This is a genomic window from Thalassospira sp., from assembly GCF_002709775.1.
Classification (GTDB): domain Bacteria; phylum Pseudomonadota; class Alphaproteobacteria; order Rhodospirillales; family Thalassospiraceae; genus Thalassospira.
The window spans coordinates 15,155-31,511 of sequence record NZ_PAQR01000025.1 but is presented as its reverse complement, the minus strand read 5'-3'; the positions used below and the strand labels follow the sequence as shown (position 1 = coordinate 31,511).

Below are 16,357 nucleotides of genomic sequence, written 5' to 3'. Positions count from 1 at the left end.
ATGAGTGATAACGACGATGATTATACCGCCGCGAACGAGGAAAACAGGTTTGGCGGGCGGGTTCGTCGTTATGCAAAGGTGGGCGCATCGGCCAGCAAGCTGGCCGCGCGCCTTGCCACCGGGAAAATGTTCGGCGGCGAGATTGATCACGCCAAATACGCCGCCGAACTGACTTCTGCCTTGGGCGGGCTCAAGGGCCCGCTTATGAAGGTCGCCCAGATACTTTCAACCATCCCCGATGCCCTGCCCAAGGAATATACCCAGGCCCTGGCAGAGCTTCAGGCAGATGCTCCCAGCATGGGCTGGCTGTTCGTCAAACGCCGGATGCGCAGCGAGCTCGGCGCGGGATGGCAATCAAAATTCACCGAATTCAGCCACGATGCGGTGGCAGCAGCATCATTGGGGCAGGTGCATAAGGCAACGCTTCCCGACGGGCGTGATGTGGCGTGCAAGCTGCAATATCCCGACATGTCGGCAACTGTTGAGGCCGATCTGAAACAGCTGCGTGCGGCCTTTGCGATCTATAAGCGCTATGACAGCGCGATTGATGCACAGAACATTCAGGAAGAACTGACAGCCCGCCTGCGCGAGGAGCTTGATTATTCCCGCGAAGCCAAACACATGCGCCTGTATCGCCATATGCTGGCCGATGAGGATTGCGTACATGTGCCCGAACCGGTTGATGACGTGACCACCAAGCGGCTTTTGACCATGACCTGGCAGCAGGGGCAGAAGTTCAAGCATTTCCTTGAAAGCGATCCTGATCAGGATGCGCGTAATCAGGTGGCACTTAATATGTTCCGGGCCTGGTATGTGCCGTTTTATCGCTATGGCGTGATCCACGGCGATCCGCATCTGGGCAATTACACGCTGCGCGATGATCTGTCGGTTAATCTTCTCGATTTCGGCTGTATCCGCATTTTCAAACCCGACTTCGTTCAGGCGGTGATCACGCTTTATGAAGCACTGCGGGACGAGGACGAGGAAAAGGCTGTTTCGGCCTATGAAAGCTGGGGCTTTGAAAACCCGTCACGCGAACTGATTGATGTGCTCAATATCTGGGCGAGCTTCGTCTACGGCCCGATCCTTGATGACCGCGAACGTAAGATGGGCGAAACCAACTCGGTCGCCTATGGGGCGGAAGTGGCTGGCAAGGTGCATCAGGAACTGCGCCGTGTTGGCGGCGTCAAACCGCCGCGTGAGTTCGTTCTGGTTGACCGTGCAGCGGTCGGGCTTGGCGCGGTGTTCCTGCGTCTGGATGCACAGGTGAACTGGTATCGCCTGTTTAACGATCTGGTTGGCGACTTTGACGTCGCAAAACTCGAAGCCCGGCAGAAAGCCGCCCTTGATCAGATTGGTCTCGAGCGACCCGACGCATAGGTCGCGTAATTGCGCGCGGTCGGTCCCCAGCGATTCGCGTTTTCAATGCAGAGTCGAACGGGTTTTTGATCAAGTTGCGCGATCAAAAACACGATTTTCGGCACCTGAACCCGGTTAGTTTTCAAAAAATCGAGAATATTTCTGCGAACCTTTTGGCGTTTGCAGCGTTCCCTATTGCGTGCCGTACAAGCAATAAATGAAGACTTGGACGTTTATTTGTAAGATAATATTCACTTACAACGTGGGGTAAAAACAGGGGAAACTGCCGAAAATCAACGATCTATTGTGTGACGATCCGGATCAGGACTTGTTCCATAATGGAAATTAAATGTGCGAATTTCCGCACATATCGGATTTTTAGAAGTTTTAACTGATATTTTGTTAAAGTGTTTTTTTATCGGTTTTTCGGATTGTGGTTGTCGGTGAGAAATCGCATCTTGCTTTCAACGCAGACATGCAGGGCGTCATTGATTGTTTGTCCTGAGCACCAATGGCGGGTGGGACCTGACATGTCGGCAAGGTTTTATGCCTTGTAATGCGTGGTGGGAAAGTGGGCGGTTTCTTCTGCGATTGCTGAAGAACCGCCTTTTTCTTTTTTCGGGCCGATAGGTGTGTCGGTCCGAAGCAATTGAATTGGATAAGGGTTGCCTGTGATCGGTCCGAAAGGAACGCGAAATGACGTTCTGGAACCGGTTGCTTTGAATGAACACGGATTGTCAAACTGACCAATCAACAGGGAAGGAGGTCAAACGCGATGAAACTGGCCGTTCCAAAGGAAATATGGCCCGGGGAAAAGCGCGTTGCCGTCACACCAGAGACCGTGAAAAAGCTCAAGGCTCTCGGGTTTGACGTTGCAATTGAGGCTGGTGCCGGAATTGACGCCGCCATACCGGATGATCGTTTTGTCGATGCCGGTGCGACCATTGCCAAAACAATGAAAACCACCGTGAAGGATGCTGATGTCATCTTCAAGGTGCGCCCACCTGTCATTGATGGCAAAACCAACGAATTAACCGCCTATAAAAAGGGGGTCGCAGTCGTCGCCCTGCTTGAGCCGTTTGATCGCAAGGAGCTGATCGAGGCCATGGCAAAGGCCGGTGTTGATGGTTATTCCATGGAGCTGATGCCGCGTATTTCGCGTGCGCAGTCGATGGATGTGTTGTCATCACAATCCAACCTCGCGGGCTATCGCGCGGTTCTTGATGCCGCCCATGAATTTGGCCGCATCTATCCGATGATGATGACGGCCGCGGGCACCTTGCCGCCGGCACGCGTTGTTGTTGTCGGGGCCGGTGTTGCCGGTCTGCAGGCGATAGCAACCGCCAAGCGCCTTGGTGCCGTTGTGTCGGCATTTGATGTGCGCCCGGCGGTAAAAGAACAGGTTCAGTCGCTTGGCGGCACCTTTATTGAAGTCGAAGATGACAATGCCTCTGATGCGGAAACATCGGGCGGCTATGCCAAGGAAATGTCGGATGACTACAAGAAAAAACAGGCCGAAAAGCTTAAAGAGGTCCTGACCAAAACCGACATCGTCATTACCACCGCCCTTATTCCGGGCCGTCCGGCACCGGAAATCGTCACCGCCGACATGGTGGCTGGCATGAAGCCGGGATCGGTGATCATTGATCTGGCGGCTGAGCGCGGTGGCAATGTTGCTGGCGTGAAGCTTGGTGAAACGGTTATGACCGATAATGGCGTGAAGCTTATAGGCCCCGCCAACATCACCAGTTCCGTCGCAACCGATGCGACGGCGATGTATGCCAAGAACCTTTTGAACTTCATCACCCTTTCTGTCGATAAGGACAAAGGCGCACTCGCATTTGATGGCGAAGATCAGATCATCAAGGAGACGCGCCTGACCCACGATGGAAAGGTCGTTCATCCGAAATTCGGCGGGGAGGAGGTCGCAAATGGCTGATCAATCCGTAGCGCAGAATGCAAATGAACTCCGCGATGCCGCCCTTGGCCTTGCGGAAAAGGCAGCAAAGCTTGCCGACAGTCTGGCAACCGGCGCATCTGATGCTGCTGGTTCGGCCGCGGTTGCGGTCCAGGGATCAGGCGTTAGCCCGACGGTTCTTGGCCTGACGGTGTTCGTCCTGGCCTGCTTTGTTGGCTATTACGTCGTGTGGAAAGTCACCCCGGCACTTCATTCACCCCTGATGGCTGTGACCAACGCCATTTCGTCGGTGATTATCGTCGGTGCGCTTCTGGCAGCAGGCCCGGTGGAGATGAACTTCTCCAAGATGATGGGCTTCATTGCGGTGGTGTTGGCATCCGTCAACATTTTCGGCGGCTTCATCGTCGCCCAGCGCATGCTGCATATGTTCAAGAAAAAGAAGTAGGGGGAACACACAATGTCGGAAAACCTGTCGGCTTTCCTGTATCTGGTGGCCTCGGTCTGCTTCATTCTTTCGTTGCGCGGACTTTCGTCACCTGAATCGGCCCGTACCGGGAACATCCTTGGCATGGTGGGTATGGCAATCGCCATCTTTACCACGCTGGCAAGCCCGGCTGTGCTGTCATACACAACCATTATCGTCGGGATCCTGATCGGTGGTGCCATCGGTACGGTCATCGCGCTCAAGATCCAGATGACCGCGCTGCCACAGCTTGTCGCGGCCTTCCACTCGCTTGTCGGTCTGGCAGCCGTGTTTGTCGCCGGGGCTGCGCTTTATTCGCCGGGTGCCTATGGTATCGGTACGGCGGGCAATATCGGTGCGGCCAGCCTGATTGAAATGGGTCTTGGTGTTGCGATTGGTGCGATTACCTTTACCGGCTCGCTGATTGCGTTCGGTAAATTGCAGGGCATCGTTTCGGGCACGCCGGTCCGCTTCAAGGGGCAGCATATGCTCAACCTTGCCATCGGTATTGGCATCGTTGTCTTTGGTGTCATCCTTGTGGCAACCGAAAGCCATACGGCCTTCTGGATCCTGGTGGCACTGGCACTTGTTCTGGGCATCACGCTGATCATTCCGATTGGCGGGGCAGACATGCCGGTCGTTGTCTCCATGCTGAACTCGTATTCGGGTTGGGCAGCATGTGGCATCGGCTTTACCCTGCAAAACAACGCGCTGATCATTACCGGTGCGCTGGTGGGTGCCTCGGGGGCGATCCTGTCCTACATCATGTGCAAGGGCATGAACCGCTCGATCTTCAATGTCATCTTTGGTGGCTTTGGGGCCGAGGGCGAAGCAGCCGCAGGTGCTGGCGCGGATGGTGATCGTTCGGTCAAATCCGGATCGGCAGATGATGCGTCCTTCATCATGAAGAATGCATCAAGCGTCATCATCGTTCCGGGCTACGGCATGGCCGTCGCACAGGCACAGCACGCCCTTCGTGAAATGGCCGATATCCTCAAATCCGAGGGGGTCAATGTCCGCTACGCCATCCATCCGGTGGCCGGACGCATGCCAGGTCACATGAACGTGCTTCTGGCCGAGGCCAGCGTGCCCTATGACGACGTGCTGGAAATGGAAGAAATCAACCGTGATTTCGGCTCGGCTGACGTGGCCTTCGTGATTGGTGCCAATGACATCACCAACCCGGCCGCCAAAACCGACCCGGCCAGCCCGATCTTCGGCATGCCGATCCTTGAAGTCGAAAAGGCCAAAACGGTTCTGTTCGTCAAACGCGGCATGTCAGCCGGTTACGCTGGCATCCAGAACGAACTGTTCTTCAAGGACAACACCATGATGTTGTTCGGCGATGCCAAAAAGATGTGCGAAGAAATCGTCATGCATCTCGATAACTGATCAAACTATCCGGTTTGAAACGATAAAAGGCGGCTCCGATGGGGCCGCCTTTTTTTCGGCGCTACAACGCCTTATAGTTCTGTCATGCTTCATCCAGAAGGTCTGGTACGGAAGGTCGCATGTTTCGGTTGGTAAGGGTTTCTCTGCTTTTGGTGGTTGTGCTTTCTGTGGCGCTGGTAGCGTCCATGGGGCTGACGATCCTGACCTATGTCCGACTGACGGCCGAAAAGCCGATTGCCAAGATGTATTTCGAACCGCTCGGCGAGGATGTGTTTGAGGCGCATCTGGCGGCAGGCCAAGGCGGCGATGTCGGTATCTTTGAGATTTATGGTGATCAGTGGCGAATTGATGCGGAGTTCATCAAGCTGAAGCCCTGGGCCAATGTGATGGGTATGGACGCTCGCTATAAGCTGGTGCGCTTTGAAGGCCGCTATCGCGATATCAATGATGAAAATACCAAGCCGAAGATGGCCTATGATCTGGGGCAGGGTGATGCGCTTGATCTGATGAACTATCTGGCGGAATGGAATTTCCTGGTCGATGCCGAATATGGCAGTTCGACCTTTACCGATATCTCGCAAGACACGCTTTATACCGTCTATCGTACCCAGTCGGGCATCATTGTGCGGTCTGAACCAATGCCAGATCCGATTGGCTACGAGCCGACGATGCTTGATGACATCCGGGCGTGGGTGTCTGGAAACTGAGTTCACAACAGTCCAGAAAAACCAAACCCGCCCGGATTGCTCCGAGGCGGGCTTGGCGCACGGGTCCGAACTTGGCAAGCCAAATTCGATCGTACAGTCACGTTCGAGATACCCCGAAAGTGAAAAAGACTAGAAGCCTTCGCGCTCGATGCGCTTACGCTCCAGCTTGCGGGCACGACGGATTGCTTCCGCCCCTTCGCGAGCTTTCTTCTCCGACGGCTTTTCAAAGTGGCGACGGAGTTTCATCTCACGGAAAATGCCCTCGCGCTGCATCTTTTTCTTAAGCGCTTTCAGAGCCTGATCGACATTGTTGTCGCGAACGATTACCTGCACGGAAACCACGCTCCTTTCAAAAAAACAAAAACACCCAGAGTGCGGAATGCCCCCCGGTTGGATTTACAGTCAACATGACCGTGGCCTGTATATAGTGCAAAGCGGGCAAAAAGAAAAGAGGGAAGGGGATATTCGCCTTTGACGTTTATTGGACCGCAATTGGCAAACCCATTGGGCAAGCAGGCGGTTTTTCTGTTTTGATCCCTTTAAAACCAAATGGCGATCATCAAATAACAAAAATAGATCAAAAGTTGTTATAATGCCTTGAGTTAACAGCAGCTATTGCCTGACTTCAATCAGGCGGACGATCTGAATTCCCCCGATTTTCCGGGCACGATGCAAACAGCTCGGAGGATCGGAAATGGAAGGTGGCTTGCGCGAAACGGCGATTGCACATGCGCCGTTCTTTGTTACTGCCCCAGGCGAATCAGATGTCTTATTCACCGTTATTGTCTGGTTCGTGGTGCTGGCGGTGTTCGGGGCAGGCGCGCTTTACCTTAGCTTGCATGCCCTGCCGGAACGAATGGCCCATCATGCCAACCATACGCAAATCCAGCTAATCAGCATCCTGACACTGCTGGCGCTGTTTACCCATAACAACCTGTTCTGGCTGGCGGCCCTTGTGATTGCGGTGGTTCAAGTACCTGATTTTTATGGCCCGATCCAATCAATCGCAGAGTCTGTGAAAGCCATGGCGCGCAAGAAGGGCGCAATCGACGACTCGGACGGGCCAAGTCATTCGGAACCGGTGACGCAGGAGGCCTCCAAAGATGTTTGAGCTTCTTCTGTGTTCGATTTTTACCATCCTGCCCGATTATCTGATCCGCCGGTATCGTCAGGGCAAGCGGATTGGCAAGGAAATCACCCTGTTTTCCGTCTGGTACGAGCTGCGCTACGGCATTGTCGGCTGTGCGATCCTGACCATCACCCTGATTGCGGTGATTTTCTATTTCCATCCATCGACCATGAATGTGTCGTCGTTTTTCCGCACCGTTACGATCCTGCCGGAAAAGGGCGGTCGCGTGGTCGAGATTTATGTCGAGAATGATCAGGTCGTCGCGGGCGGTGATCAGCTGTTTCGTATTGATAACCGGGTAGAGCGTGAAGCGGTCGCCATGGCCGAACAGCGCATTGCCGAAATCCGGGCCCAGATGGAAGTTTCCCGTGCTGACCTTGCTGTGGCCGAGGGCAATGTTGAACAGGCACGCGGGGCCTATAATCAGGTGCGTGACGAACTTGAAGTCAAATCCGACCTTTTATCGCGCGGCACCAATGCGGTATCACGCCGCGAGGTCGAGCGTCTTGAAGTTTCCCTGACAACCCGGCAGGGCGGGCTGAATGCGGCCCTTGCCAGCATGACGGTGATTGAAACCAAGCTTCAAAGCCTTCTGCCGGCTCAGCTTGCCAATGCGCAGGCCGCGCTAAGATCAGCCGAGGCGGAGCTTTCCAAAACCGTGGTCCGCGCCGGTGTTGCGGGCAAGATCCAGCAATTTGCCCTGCAGGTCGGGGATTATGTCAGTCCGATCCTGCGTCCGGCTGGCATCCTGATCCCGGAAAAAGAAGGCGAAACCATCTATCAGGCGGGCTTTGCCCAGATCGCGACACAGGTCGTCAAACCCGGTGTGATCACGGAAGTCACTTGCGCGTCCCTTCCGTTTGAAATCATCCCGATGGTGGTGACAGAAGTGCAGCCGGTGATTGCCGCCGGCCAATTCCGGCCAAGTGACCAGCTGCTTGATATTACCGATCGCGCCAAGCCGGGCACGTTCCTGGCCAAGATGGTGCCGCTTTATCCGGAATCGATAACCGATGTGCCGCTTGGCAGTAAATGTATCGCCAATGCCTATACCAACACCCATGATCAGCTTGAAGACCCGGACATCGGTGCGGGCCGCTGGCTGTTTTTACATATGGTGCAGACCGTGGGCGCGGTGCATGCCATCCTGTTGCGTGTGCAGGCCTTGATCTGGCCGATCCAGACACTGGTCTTTTCAGGGCATTAGGGCTTTACAGCCAGACGGTTTTGGTTGGATATAGGGCCATGTCGATCCTTAAAATTGCCCGGATGGGCCACCCGGTTCTGCGCCGTGTTGCGGACCGGGTCGAAGACCCGCTTGATCCTGAAATTCAGCGTCTGATTGCTGATATGAAGGACACCATGAAGGATGCCGGGGGCGTTGGCCTTGCGGCGCCGCAGGTGTTTCAGTCACTCGCCATCATGGTCTATTACGTGCCGGCCCTTCGCAAAAGCGATGATCCCGACGATGGCGAAATCCCCTTAAGCGTTCTGATCAACCCGGAAATCGAGCCGATTGGCGATGACATCGTTGATGGCTGGGAAGGGTGTTTGTCCATTCCGGGCCTGCAGGGTGTGGTGCCAAGATGGAACAAAATCCGTTATCGCGGGTTAAATGAAAAGGGCGAGAGCGTGGAGCACGCCGCCGGTGGCTTCCACGCGCGCGTTGTTCAGCACGAATATGATCATTTGATCGGGGTGATGTATCCCGAACGTATGGAAGACATGTCGTTGCTTGGTTTTAACGAGGAATTGCGCGAAAACCCGCCCGAGACTACCTTTAGGCAATCGGCTTCGACCGATGCCGGATCTGATGATGAGGAGGCCTGAATGTCTGTCACTGAAAGCATGACCCGTTTGCAAGCTCAGCGCGAAGCACTGGTCGAGGCAGCTCTTGAACATGTGCCGTTTGATGGCTGGACCAAACAGGCGCTGCAGGCTGGCGCGGACGATCTTGACCTTGCCCCGGGCGAGGTGGATCGACTGCTGCCCAATGGCATTCGTCAGGCCATCACCACCTATGTCGAGTTGACCGATCGCGAGATGGTTGCTGCTCTTGATGAAATGGGCCTTGAGAACCTTAAAATTCGTGAGCGTATTGCAGCGGCGGTCAAGACCCGCCTTGATCTGGTCGAAGCTCAGAAAGATACCGTGCGTGCTGCCCTTGCCTATATGACCCTGCCGCAGAATGCTGCCCTTGGTTTGAAACTGACCCATGGCACGGTCGATAAGATGTGGGTTGCTGCTGGTGATACCTCGACCGATCATAACTGGTACACCAAGCGTATGCTGCTGGCTGGTGTCTATGGATCAACGCTTGCCTACTGGCTTGATGACACATCCGAAGGCCATGCGGATAGCTGGGCGTTTCTGGATCGCCGTATTGGCAATGTCCTGCAAATTCCGAAAATCACCGCCAAGCTTGGCAAGGCAGGCCAGGTTGCAGCAGCACCGTTTAAGATGGGTGCCAAAATCGCACGCTGCATGCCAACACCGGGCCGGATGCGCCGCCAGTTTGGTGGCTGATCGTCCTTAACGCGGTCGCAGTCTGATCAAAACAAAAACGCCACCGTGCAGTATGCCGGTGGCGTTTTGAGTTTTGAGGGAAGGAAACTCTCTCGAAATTGCCTGTGCGGTATCAGAAGGTATTGGTCAGGAAGCTCAGCAGCGTGCGATCCGGTTCGTTGGCTTTTTCAAGCTCGGACGCCAGATCGATCTTGATCGGGTTTTCGACCGGCTGCGGTTCACGCGCGTCATCAAGCATGTTTTTAAGCGCGTTGGCGTCGTCTGCATCCTGCAGGTCATGCTTGGTCGGTTTGGCGGCAAGGGCAACCAGCTCGGACGGCGGGGTGCCCATCCAGATGCCTTTTTTGTTATCCTTGGCGAATTTCTGGTCACTCAGATAGGTCGCACAGCTCGGATGGCTGTCGCAGCTGACCATATCAACCATCGCCCAGCCAGCGCGCAGGATCAGACGGTTAAGGTCATTCTGGCCCATCTGGCATTCGGTCAGCATCGGGAACAGCTGCACGTCCGAAACCTGCTGACATTTGATAGCGTAGTTTTCAATGATGCGATCAAGCGCTTGGGCAGCGGCCGCACCGCACTGGAATTCAACCGATCCGGCCCGGCAGATCATGCCGGGTTTCGGCGCACGAATGCCAAACAGTTCGACAATCATATTGCCAAAGCGAAGCTTGTCGCCCTCGATCACATCGGGGAAGCCGGCAGCACCCGGAACCGCCATGGCGGGGTTGGTGCGGCTTTCAATCGCGATCAGGCCAAGGGTCAGTGAAAGAATGATCAGAAGCTTTTTCATCACATGTCATCCGTAAAGAGTTTCCTGCCCTAACAACAGCAAACCGGATGCCAATCGACTGGGCATAAAATGCCAGCCAGGTCATCTTTCGCGTAACGCTATGAACTACAAACGAAAAAGCCCCGGGTGCGCTTGGCATCCGGGGCGAATTCCTGATTTGGTCGGCGGTGGGGATCGCCTTATTTCGGCAGAACCCACGTCACATGGCCCATCTTGCGGCCCGGCTTTGCTTCGGCCTTGCCATAAAGATGCAGTTTCGCATTCGGCTCGGTCAAAATTGCCTGCCAGTCATTGATGTCATCGCCCAGAAGGTTCTTCATGCGGGCCTTGGAATGATGCGCCGGATCGCCCAGCGGCAGGCCGCAAACAGCACGGATGAACTGTTCGAACTGGCTGGTGACGCAGGCATCAATCGTCCAGTGACCGGAATTGTGCGGACGCGGGGCAACTTCATTGACCAGAATGTCACCATCGGTGGTGACAAACATCTCAACCGCCAGAAGTCCGACAAACTCCATGGCACTGACCAGCTTGATCGCGATGTCTTCGGCCTTTTTCGAAAGGTCGTCGGCAATTTCGGCCGGGGCAACGGTGACATCAAGAATGTGGTTGGTATGCACATTCTCGACCGGGCAGAAGCAGGCGGTATCGCCTTTAACACCACGCGCGACAATGACGGAAATCTCGCGCTCGAACGAGATAAAGCCTTCAAGGATGGCTTCGGCCCCGTTCATTTCTGCCCAGGCTTCGGCAAGATCGGTATCGTCGGCAATCTTGACCTGCCCCTTGCCGTCATAGCCCATTTCGGTGGTTTTCAGAACCGACGGGCGGCCAAGTTTGGTAACGGCGGCTTCAAGATCAGCAAGCGACCGGACAGCCTCAAACGGGGCGGTGCCGATGCCATGGTCATTACAGAACGTCTTCTCGCGCAGGCGGTTTTGCGAGATATGCAGGCATTTCCAGCCCGGACGGACCGGCACAAGGTCCGAAAGCAGTTTGACGCTGTCATGGGGCACGTTTTCAAATTCAAACGTCACCACATCGACATCCGCGGCAAAGGCACGCAGCGCATCAAGGTCGCTATAGTCGGCAACGGTTGCCTTGGCACAGACCTGTTCGGTCGGGCTGTCAGCGCCGGGGCCAAAGACATGAACCTTATAGCCAAGCTCTGCGGCACAGAAAGCGGCCATACGGCCAAGCTGGCCATTGCCCATGATGCCAATGGTGCTGCCCGGGGCGATGATGCGCGTGTCGAAATCCTGCGTCATGTAATCCTCGATCAAAACTCTTCCTGACGGGAAGGTATTGCGCTGTGCCGCTGTGCGACAACTGTCTTAATGTCATGTGAAAACAAAAACGCGCCCCGTCGGGCGCGCCTTTTCAAATCACGGTGCCGGGTCAACCGGCTCGTCGGCGACCGATGCGGTCTGGGCTGCGCGCCAGTCATCGAGGCGGGCGGCCAGGCCATCATCCATCAGCGCCATGATTTCGGCCGCCATCAGACCGGCATTCTTTGCACCGGCCGAACCGATGGCAAGGGTGCCGACCGGAACGCCGCCTGGCATCTGGACGATGGAAAGCAGGCTATCAAGACCCTTGAGTGTGCGGCTTTGAACCGGAACACCCAGGACCGGAAGCGGCGTCATGGCCGCAGCCATGCCAGGAAGGTGGGCAGCGCCACCGGCGCCAGCAATGATAACCTTAAGGCCACGTGACTTTGCCGTCTTGGCATAATCATACAGGCGATCAGGCGTGCGATGGGCGGAGACGATTTTGGTCTCATACGCGACGTTCAACGCATCAAGGACATCTGCTGCATTTTTCATGGTTTCCCAGTCAGACTGGCTTCCCATGATAATGCCGATGACCGGGGTTTGATCGCTCATAGTGGCGGCTCCGTTTTCGGGCGGTTTCATGAAGGCCCGCATTATATGCAGCAAGACCTATCATGCAAGCCTGCTTGATGCATTGCAGATCATGGAAATCTGCGAAATGTGCCTGCGGGTATCCGGAAATTCTGTAGCTATTCCAATGTATTATGAAACTATACTTGTAATGGATATAAAATAGGGATGAACCGGTTGGGTTTTTGATCTATTATTTACCATTAGCTCATATAACTGTGCAGGTAGCACGGGAAGGTCAGACATGAAGGTCACAAGGCCCGGATCAATCACACCATCGATGGGGGGCGGGGACGGAAGATACCCACCAAGCCCCCACGGAATCTTTGCTTATGGCAAGGATGCCGGCCATCGTCGTGCGCCCAATCGCGACCATCAAGTCGACATCGATACCAGCGATGTTCCCGACAGTGTCGATGAAGCTCCGTACCATACCCCCGATATGGCCAATGTTCTGGGCATCCCGGATAATCAGGTCACACCCGCCGTCGAACAGGCGATTGGTCGCCTGATGGTGCGCATCAACGGGCTGAATGAAAACCTGAGTGACCTTAAGCAGCGTCAGGCGCATCTGGCCCGCAATGAGGGCCGCGATCCGTTCACCGGCGCGATCAGTCGCCCGGCCTTTCTGCAGATCCTTGAAAATGAAATGTCATTGGTAGGGCGGGATCGCACCAGCCGGATGCTGCTGATGTGCGAACTGGCGAACCTCGACGAAATCCTCCAGCGTCATGGACAGGACTGCAAGGAAGGCCTGTTTAACTATGTGCGTCGCATCATGGCGGACTTCATCATGTCGCCGCATCATCTTGGCTATCTTGGCTGCAATGATTTCGCGGCCTTGATGTACAATGTTGACGAAGAAGACGTCTGGCAGCGTGTCGATGCCGTGACCCGCTGGCTTGATCAGCATCCGTTTATTCATAATGATCAGCCGATATCGGTTGTGCCGGTATTCGGGCTGCATCATGCGCAAAGCGGCGATACGTCGGCCTCGGCCCTGAATGCAGCGGACGCAGCACTTCGTGCGCACAAGGAAATGTATCAGGCCCAACTGGCCCGCATTCCCCACGGAATCTGACGCACATCCCATCCAAATGATACAATCATGGATCAGGCTGCACCTTTTGGCGCGGTCCGTGTTGCTATGAGAGTGATTTGGGAAGGCGTGTTTGGCGATAAGCCGATCAGAAATCAGGCGATAATGTCGGGTACGAGCTGCGACTCGATATAAAGAATCTCGTCCTTCAGCGCCAATTTACGCTTTTTCATGCGGCCCAGACGCAGCTGATCATGATGGGGGGCCTGAACCATTTGTTCGATGGCGACATCCAGATCGCGGTGTTCCTCGCGGAGCGACATAAGTCTCTTTTCAATCTCGATCTGATTGATTTCGTCCATTTTTGATCCAGCTTAATATCCAATGCGAGGGGATGTTGATAATACCAGATATCATGTTGGCAACCCATATGATTTGTACCACCCTGTAAAACAAATTTGGCACGATTGGGAAGGAAGCAAATGCGGATCGGAGTTTTGACCAGTGGCGGGGATTGCGCCGGACTGAATGCGGTTATTCTTGCGGTCGTTCGTCGTGCTGTTCTGGGCTATGGCTGGGACGTGGTCGGTATCCGTCAGGGCACGCACGGCCTGATGCAGGATCCGCCCCAGGCGATTGACCTTAATGATCAGGTCAATAATGACGGGATGCTGCGCCTTGGCGGGACGATTCTGGGCACCGTCAACAAGGGAGACCCGTTCCATTACCCGATGCCGGGTGGCAGTTTTGCCGACCGATCCAGCGAAGTTATCGAAGGCTATCACAAGCTTGGTCTGGATGCCCTGATCGGGATTGGCGGGGATGGCAGCATGGCCATCCTGCATCGTCTGGCCAAGATGGGCGGGATCAATCTGGTCGGTATCCCAAAGACGGTCGATAACGACCTTGCCGAAACCGAATATTCCATAGGCTTTACCACGGCCGTAAATGTCGCGACCGACGCGCTGGATCGCTTGCAGCTAACAGCAGCATCACACGACCGGATCATGATCCTTGAGGTCATGGGGCGTGATGCGGGCCATATCGCGCTGTTTGCCGGGGTGGCCGGTGGGGCGGATGTGATCCTGATCCCGGAAATGGATTATGACCTTGATGAGCTGACCCAGCATTGCCTCAATATCCGCAAGAGCGGCCGCAACCATGCCTTGGTCATCGTGGCCGAGGCCGTCAAGCGCGATGACGGATCGGCGGTCACACAGGGGAATGACGGCCAGAAGGTCCGTTATGGCGGTATTGGTCATTGGTTGGCCGATGAACTAGGCGAACGGACCGGTTGGGAAACCCGTGTGACGGTATTGGGCCATGTGCAGCGTGGCGGCACACCATCGCCGCGTGACCGTGTGATTGCATCCGCCTTTGGTGTGCATGCGGTGGATCTGATTGCCGAAAAGAAATTTGATCGCGTGTGCGCCTGGCAGCAGCGCAAGGTCGTGGATGTGGCGATGGAAGATGTCATTGTCGGACCTCGCCTTGTTGATACTGCGGGCACGATGGTCTCGACTGCCAAGGGGCTTGGTGCCTATCTTGGGCATCCACCAAAAGTTGCCAGAACGGCCAAAACAGTCTGATATCCAATAATAAACAAGCAGGTTGGGAATGGATCAGGAAGAAGTCTGGGCCTTTACGGTCGCGATGTATGGTCGCGACGGCGTGGCCAAGCTGTGTCTCGATCTTCAGGATCGCTGTGACCTTGATGTGAACATGCTGCTTTTCATGTTCTTTCTCGGGCAAAAGGGGCTGGCGCCGATGAGCATTTCCTCGCTCGAGGCATCTGTTCGCGATTGGCGCGAAAACGTCATCAAGCCGCTCCGCCATACTCGGCGCCATTTGCGCAATGACCCACGTGCCAGCGCGCAGGACCTGCGCCAAAAGGTCAAAGCAGAAGAATTACAGGCCGAACGGATCGAGCAGCACATTCTGTGCGAAGCGGTGCAAACGGTACCGATTGATGACCCGATTGCCGCCGTGCACGCCTATCTGTCACCCAACCGGTTCGAGCTTGATCAGAGCGCATGTGACAAAGCGCTTGGCGAACTCACCCGCTTGATGGGGATCGCCTAGCGTTTTGATATCCCCAGCCCGGGGCCTAGTCGCGGTTTTTCGGTTTTCCGGTGACCGGGATCTGGTTGCTGGCTTCGGGATCACCCCAACGCGCCGTTTCGGGCAGATCGATGTCAAACAGATCCAGAACCCGCGCACAGCTTTGCGTCACCATTTCTTCAAGTGATTTTGGCCGGGCATAGAATGCCGGGACCGGCGGGGCAATGATTGCGCCGTTTTCGGTCGCCTGCGCCATGTTGCGAATATGGCCGGCATGAAGCGGCGTTTCACGTGCCATCAGCACCAGACGCCGACGTTCTTTCAGCATCACATCAGCCGAACGCGCAATCAGATTATCTGCGACTCCGCTTGCTACCTCGGCCAGAGACTTCATGGAGCAGGGGGCGATGATCATGCCGCATGCACGGAAGGACCCCGATGCAATCGGGGCACCGATGTCGGCATTGTCATGGATAACGTCAGCCATCTCCTTGATTTCGCGGATTTTAAAATCGGTTTCATAGGCGATGGTGCGCTCGGCTGCTTTCGAAAGGACCAGATGAGTCTCGGTTGGCGCATTTTTCAGCAGCTGTAAAAAACGTATGCCGTAAATCACCCCGGACGCGCCGGTTATGCCAATGATAAGTCGATCTTTTTGCGTCATAGCGTTCCTTGCGACACTGTGTTCCTGTTCACGTTCCTGATCGAAACACTGGAAATCATGTTACGAAATTAATACCATCTTCCTGTGGGCAATGTCAGATATAAGGAGTAGGCGAATGAGCGTTCAAAGCCATATCGAAGCTCTTACTGCCAAACATGCTGCGCTTGAGCAGGAACTCCACCTCGAGACGCGCCGCCCGGCGCCCGACGATTCCGTTGTCGCAGACATTAAACGTCGCAAGCTTGAAATCAAGGACGAGATAAACCGAATAACCCATTAGCCGTTCGGGCGTGGCCAAACGCGTGAGCAAGAACACGCGATCTCCCACGTGAACGGTTTGACGACCTCATAGATTTCCTAACTCTTGCTTTTGCCGCCTCATCTTATCGCCCACGCTTGAGG

Annotated in this window: 19 protein-coding genes; 13 read left to right on the top strand and 6 right to left on the bottom strand. The window is 55.1% G+C overall.

Annotation, left to right across the window (positions count from 1 at the left end; translation table 11 throughout):
• The 5 genes from CMO10_RS10205 (at position 1) to CMO10_RS10185 (ending at position 5,839) form a co-directional block, all read left to right on the top strand.
• A complete protein-coding gene (locus tag CMO10_RS10205) occupies positions 1–1,380 on the top strand; it encodes an ABC1 kinase family protein (RefSeq protein WP_297021504.1) in 1,380 nt (459 codons plus the stop codon).
• A gap of 754 nt (positions 1,381–2,134) precedes the next feature.
• Positions 2,135–3,298 (top strand): Re/Si-specific NAD(P)(+) transhydrogenase subunit alpha, encoded by a 1,164-nt coding sequence (locus CMO10_RS10200; RefSeq protein ID WP_297021502.1) that lies wholly within the window; start codon positions 2,135–2,137, stop codon positions 3,296–3,298.
• Positions 3,291–3,722 (top strand): NAD(P) transhydrogenase subunit alpha part 2, encoded by a 432-nt coding sequence (locus CMO10_RS10195; RefSeq protein WP_044828152.1) that lies wholly within the window; start codon positions 3,291–3,293, stop codon positions 3,720–3,722. The genes CMO10_RS10200 and CMO10_RS10195 overlap by 8 nt, the downstream gene beginning before the upstream one ends.
• 12 nt (positions 3,723–3,734) lie before the next feature.
• On the top strand, positions 3,735–5,132 hold the full coding sequence (locus CMO10_RS10190) for an NAD(P)(+) transhydrogenase (Re/Si-specific) subunit beta (RefSeq protein WP_297021498.1): 1,398 nt from the start codon (positions 3,735–3,737) through the stop codon (positions 5,130–5,132).
• Between the two features lie 119 nt (positions 5,133–5,251).
• Positions 5,252–5,839, top strand: a complete 588-nt coding sequence (locus CMO10_RS10185; protein ID WP_297021496.1) for a hypothetical protein — start codon at positions 5,252–5,254, stop codon at positions 5,837–5,839.
• Positions 5,840–5,968: 129 nt separating this feature from the next.
• Here CMO10_RS10185 and rpsU read toward each other — a convergent pair whose 3' ends face one another.
• Positions 5,969–6,172 carry a 30S ribosomal protein S21 gene (rpsU, locus tag CMO10_RS10180; protein ID WP_008891676.1) on the bottom strand — a complete coding sequence of 68 codons (204 nt, stop codon included), beginning with the start codon at positions 6,170–6,172 and terminating at the stop codon, positions 5,969–5,971.
• A 373-nt stretch (positions 6,173–6,545) separates the two neighbouring features.
• Here rpsU and CMO10_RS10175 point away from each other — a divergent pair, with 373 nt between their 5' ends.
• From CMO10_RS10175 to CMO10_RS10160, 4 genes are read left to right on the top strand one after another with little or no spacing between them, the layout of a single operon-like run.
• The gene (locus CMO10_RS10175; RefSeq protein WP_297021494.1) at positions 6,546–6,950 is read left to right on the top strand and encodes a hypothetical protein; all 405 of its coding nucleotides are present in this window, start codon (positions 6,546–6,548) and stop codon (positions 6,948–6,950) included.
• Positions 6,943–8,175: an HlyD family secretion protein gene (locus CMO10_RS10170; RefSeq protein ID WP_297021492.1), complete on the top strand. Its 1,233-nt coding sequence runs from the start codon at positions 6,943–6,945 to the stop codon at positions 8,173–8,175. The genes CMO10_RS10175 and CMO10_RS10170 overlap by 8 nt, the downstream gene beginning before the upstream one ends.
• Before the next feature lie 38 nt (positions 8,176–8,213).
• Positions 8,214–8,798 carry a peptide deformylase gene (def, locus tag CMO10_RS10165; RefSeq protein WP_297021489.1) on the top strand — a complete coding sequence of 195 codons (585 nt, stop codon included), beginning with the start codon at positions 8,214–8,216 and terminating at the stop codon, positions 8,796–8,798.
• Positions 8,799–9,494, top strand: coding sequence for a COQ9 family protein (locus tag CMO10_RS10160; protein ID WP_297021487.1), 696 nt, complete (start codon positions 8,799–8,801; stop codon positions 9,492–9,494).
• A gap of 112 nt (positions 9,495–9,606) precedes the next feature.
• Here CMO10_RS10160 and CMO10_RS10155 read toward each other — a convergent pair whose 3' ends face one another.
• The 3 genes from CMO10_RS10155 to purE form a co-directional block, all read right to left on the bottom strand.
• Complete coding sequence (locus tag CMO10_RS10155; RefSeq protein WP_297021483.1) at positions 9,607–10,287, bottom strand: thermonuclease family protein; 681 nt, start codon at positions 10,285–10,287, stop codon at positions 9,607–9,609.
• Positions 10,288–10,466: 179 nt separating this feature from the next.
• Positions 10,467–11,555, bottom strand: coding sequence for a 5-(carboxyamino)imidazole ribonucleotide synthase (locus CMO10_RS10150; protein WP_297021601.1), 1,089 nt, complete (start codon positions 11,553–11,555; stop codon positions 10,467–10,469).
• Positions 11,556–11,672: 117 nt separating this feature from the next.
• Complete coding sequence (gene purE / locus CMO10_RS10145; protein WP_008891667.1) at positions 11,673–12,173, bottom strand: 5-(carboxyamino)imidazole ribonucleotide mutase; 501 nt, start codon at positions 12,171–12,173, stop codon at positions 11,673–11,675.
• A gap of 262 nt (positions 12,174–12,435) precedes the next feature.
• Here purE and CMO10_RS10140 point away from each other — a divergent pair, with 262 nt between their 5' ends.
• Positions 12,436–13,272 (top strand): GGDEF domain-containing protein, encoded by an 837-nt coding sequence (locus tag CMO10_RS10140; RefSeq protein ID WP_297021481.1) that lies wholly within the window; start codon positions 12,436–12,438, stop codon positions 13,270–13,272.
• Between the two features lie 113 nt (positions 13,273–13,385).
• Here CMO10_RS10140 and CMO10_RS10135 read toward each other — a convergent pair whose 3' ends face one another.
• Positions 13,386–13,592 (bottom strand): YdcH family protein, encoded by a 207-nt coding sequence (locus tag CMO10_RS10135; protein ID WP_044828164.1) that lies wholly within the window; start codon positions 13,590–13,592, stop codon positions 13,386–13,388.
• A 120-nt stretch (positions 13,593–13,712) separates the two neighbouring features.
• Here CMO10_RS10135 and CMO10_RS10130 point away from each other — a divergent pair, with 120 nt between their 5' ends.
• Both CMO10_RS10130 and CMO10_RS10125 read left to right on the top strand, forming a co-directional pair.
• On the top strand, positions 13,713–14,819 hold the full coding sequence (locus CMO10_RS10130) for an ATP-dependent 6-phosphofructokinase (protein WP_297021477.1): 1,107 nt from the start codon (positions 13,713–13,715) through the stop codon (positions 14,817–14,819).
• A 28-nt stretch (positions 14,820–14,847) separates the two neighbouring features.
• The gene (locus CMO10_RS10125; protein WP_297021474.1) at positions 14,848–15,312 is read left to right on the top strand and encodes a TIGR02444 family protein; all 465 of its coding nucleotides are present in this window, start codon (positions 14,848–14,850) and stop codon (positions 15,310–15,312) included.
• A 25-nt stretch (positions 15,313–15,337) separates the two neighbouring features.
• Here the strand turns inward: CMO10_RS10125 and CMO10_RS10120 are convergent, their stop codons facing one another.
• On the bottom strand, positions 15,338–15,955 hold the full coding sequence (locus CMO10_RS10120) for a UbiX family flavin prenyltransferase (protein WP_297021472.1): 618 nt from the start codon (positions 15,953–15,955) through the stop codon (positions 15,338–15,340).
• Between the two features lie 115 nt (positions 15,956–16,070).
• Here CMO10_RS10120 and CMO10_RS10115 point away from each other — a divergent pair, with 115 nt between their 5' ends.
• Positions 16,071–16,235: a YdcH family protein gene (locus CMO10_RS10115; protein WP_081944367.1), complete on the top strand. Its 165-nt coding sequence runs from the start codon at positions 16,071–16,073 to the stop codon at positions 16,233–16,235.
• Positions 16,236–16,357 lie beyond the last annotated feature (122 nt).

What these genes read in the sequence shown, in the direction of transcription:
- CMO10_RS10195 (WP_044828152.1), top strand. Translation starts at nt 3,291, where the DNA reads ATGGCTGATCAATCCGTAGCGCAGAATGCAAATGAACTCCGCGATGCC.
- CMO10_RS10130 (WP_297021477.1), top strand. Translation starts at nt 13,713, where the DNA reads ATGCGGATCGGAGTTTTGACCAGTGGCGGGGATTGCGCCGGACTGAAT.
- CMO10_RS10170 (WP_297021492.1), top strand. Translation starts at nt 6,943, where the DNA reads ATGTTTGAGCTTCTTCTGTGTTCGATTTTTACCATCCTGCCCGATTAT.
- CMO10_RS10185 (WP_297021496.1), top strand. Translation starts at nt 5,252, where the DNA reads ATGTTTCGGTTGGTAAGGGTTTCTCTGCTTTTGGTGGTTGTGCTTTCT.
- CMO10_RS10125 (WP_297021474.1), top strand. Translation starts at nt 14,848, where the DNA reads ATGGATCAGGAAGAAGTCTGGGCCTTTACGGTCGCGATGTATGGTCGC.
- CMO10_RS10155 (WP_297021483.1), bottom strand. Translation starts at nt 10,287, where the DNA reads ATGAAAAAGCTTCTGATCATTCTTTCACTGACCCTTGGCCTGATCGCG.
- CMO10_RS10160 (WP_297021487.1), top strand. Translation starts at nt 8,799, where the DNA reads ATGTCTGTCACTGAAAGCATGACCCGTTTGCAAGCTCAGCGCGAAGCA.
- CMO10_RS10120 (WP_297021472.1), bottom strand. Translation starts at nt 15,955, where the DNA reads ATGACGCAAAAAGATCGACTTATCATTGGCATAACCGGCGCGTCCGGG.
- CMO10_RS10205 (WP_297021504.1), top strand. Translation starts at nt 1, where the DNA reads ATGAGTGATAACGACGATGATTATACCGCCGCGAACGAGGAAAACAGG.
- CMO10_RS10190 (WP_297021498.1), top strand. Translation starts at nt 3,735, where the DNA reads ATGTCGGAAAACCTGTCGGCTTTCCTGTATCTGGTGGCCTCGGTCTGC.
- purE (WP_008891667.1), bottom strand. Translation starts at nt 12,173, where the DNA reads ATGAGCGATCAAACCCCGGTCATCGGCATTATCATGGGAAGCCAGTCT.
- def (WP_297021489.1), top strand. Translation starts at nt 8,214, where the DNA reads ATGTCGATCCTTAAAATTGCCCGGATGGGCCACCCGGTTCTGCGCCGT.
- CMO10_RS10115 (WP_081944367.1), top strand. Translation starts at nt 16,071, where the DNA reads ATGAGCGTTCAAAGCCATATCGAAGCTCTTACTGCCAAACATGCTGCG.
- CMO10_RS10150 (WP_297021601.1), bottom strand. Translation starts at nt 11,555, where the DNA reads ATGACGCAGGATTTCGACACGCGCATCATCGCCCCGGGCAGCACCATT.
- CMO10_RS10135 (WP_044828164.1), bottom strand. Translation starts at nt 13,592, where the DNA reads ATGGACGAAATCAATCAGATCGAGATTGAAAAGAGACTTATGTCGCTC.
- CMO10_RS10200 (WP_297021502.1), top strand. Translation starts at nt 2,135, where the DNA reads ATGAAACTGGCCGTTCCAAAGGAAATATGGCCCGGGGAAAAGCGCGTT.
- CMO10_RS10140 (WP_297021481.1), top strand. Translation starts at nt 12,436, where the DNA reads ATGAAGGTCACAAGGCCCGGATCAATCACACCATCGATGGGGGGCGGG.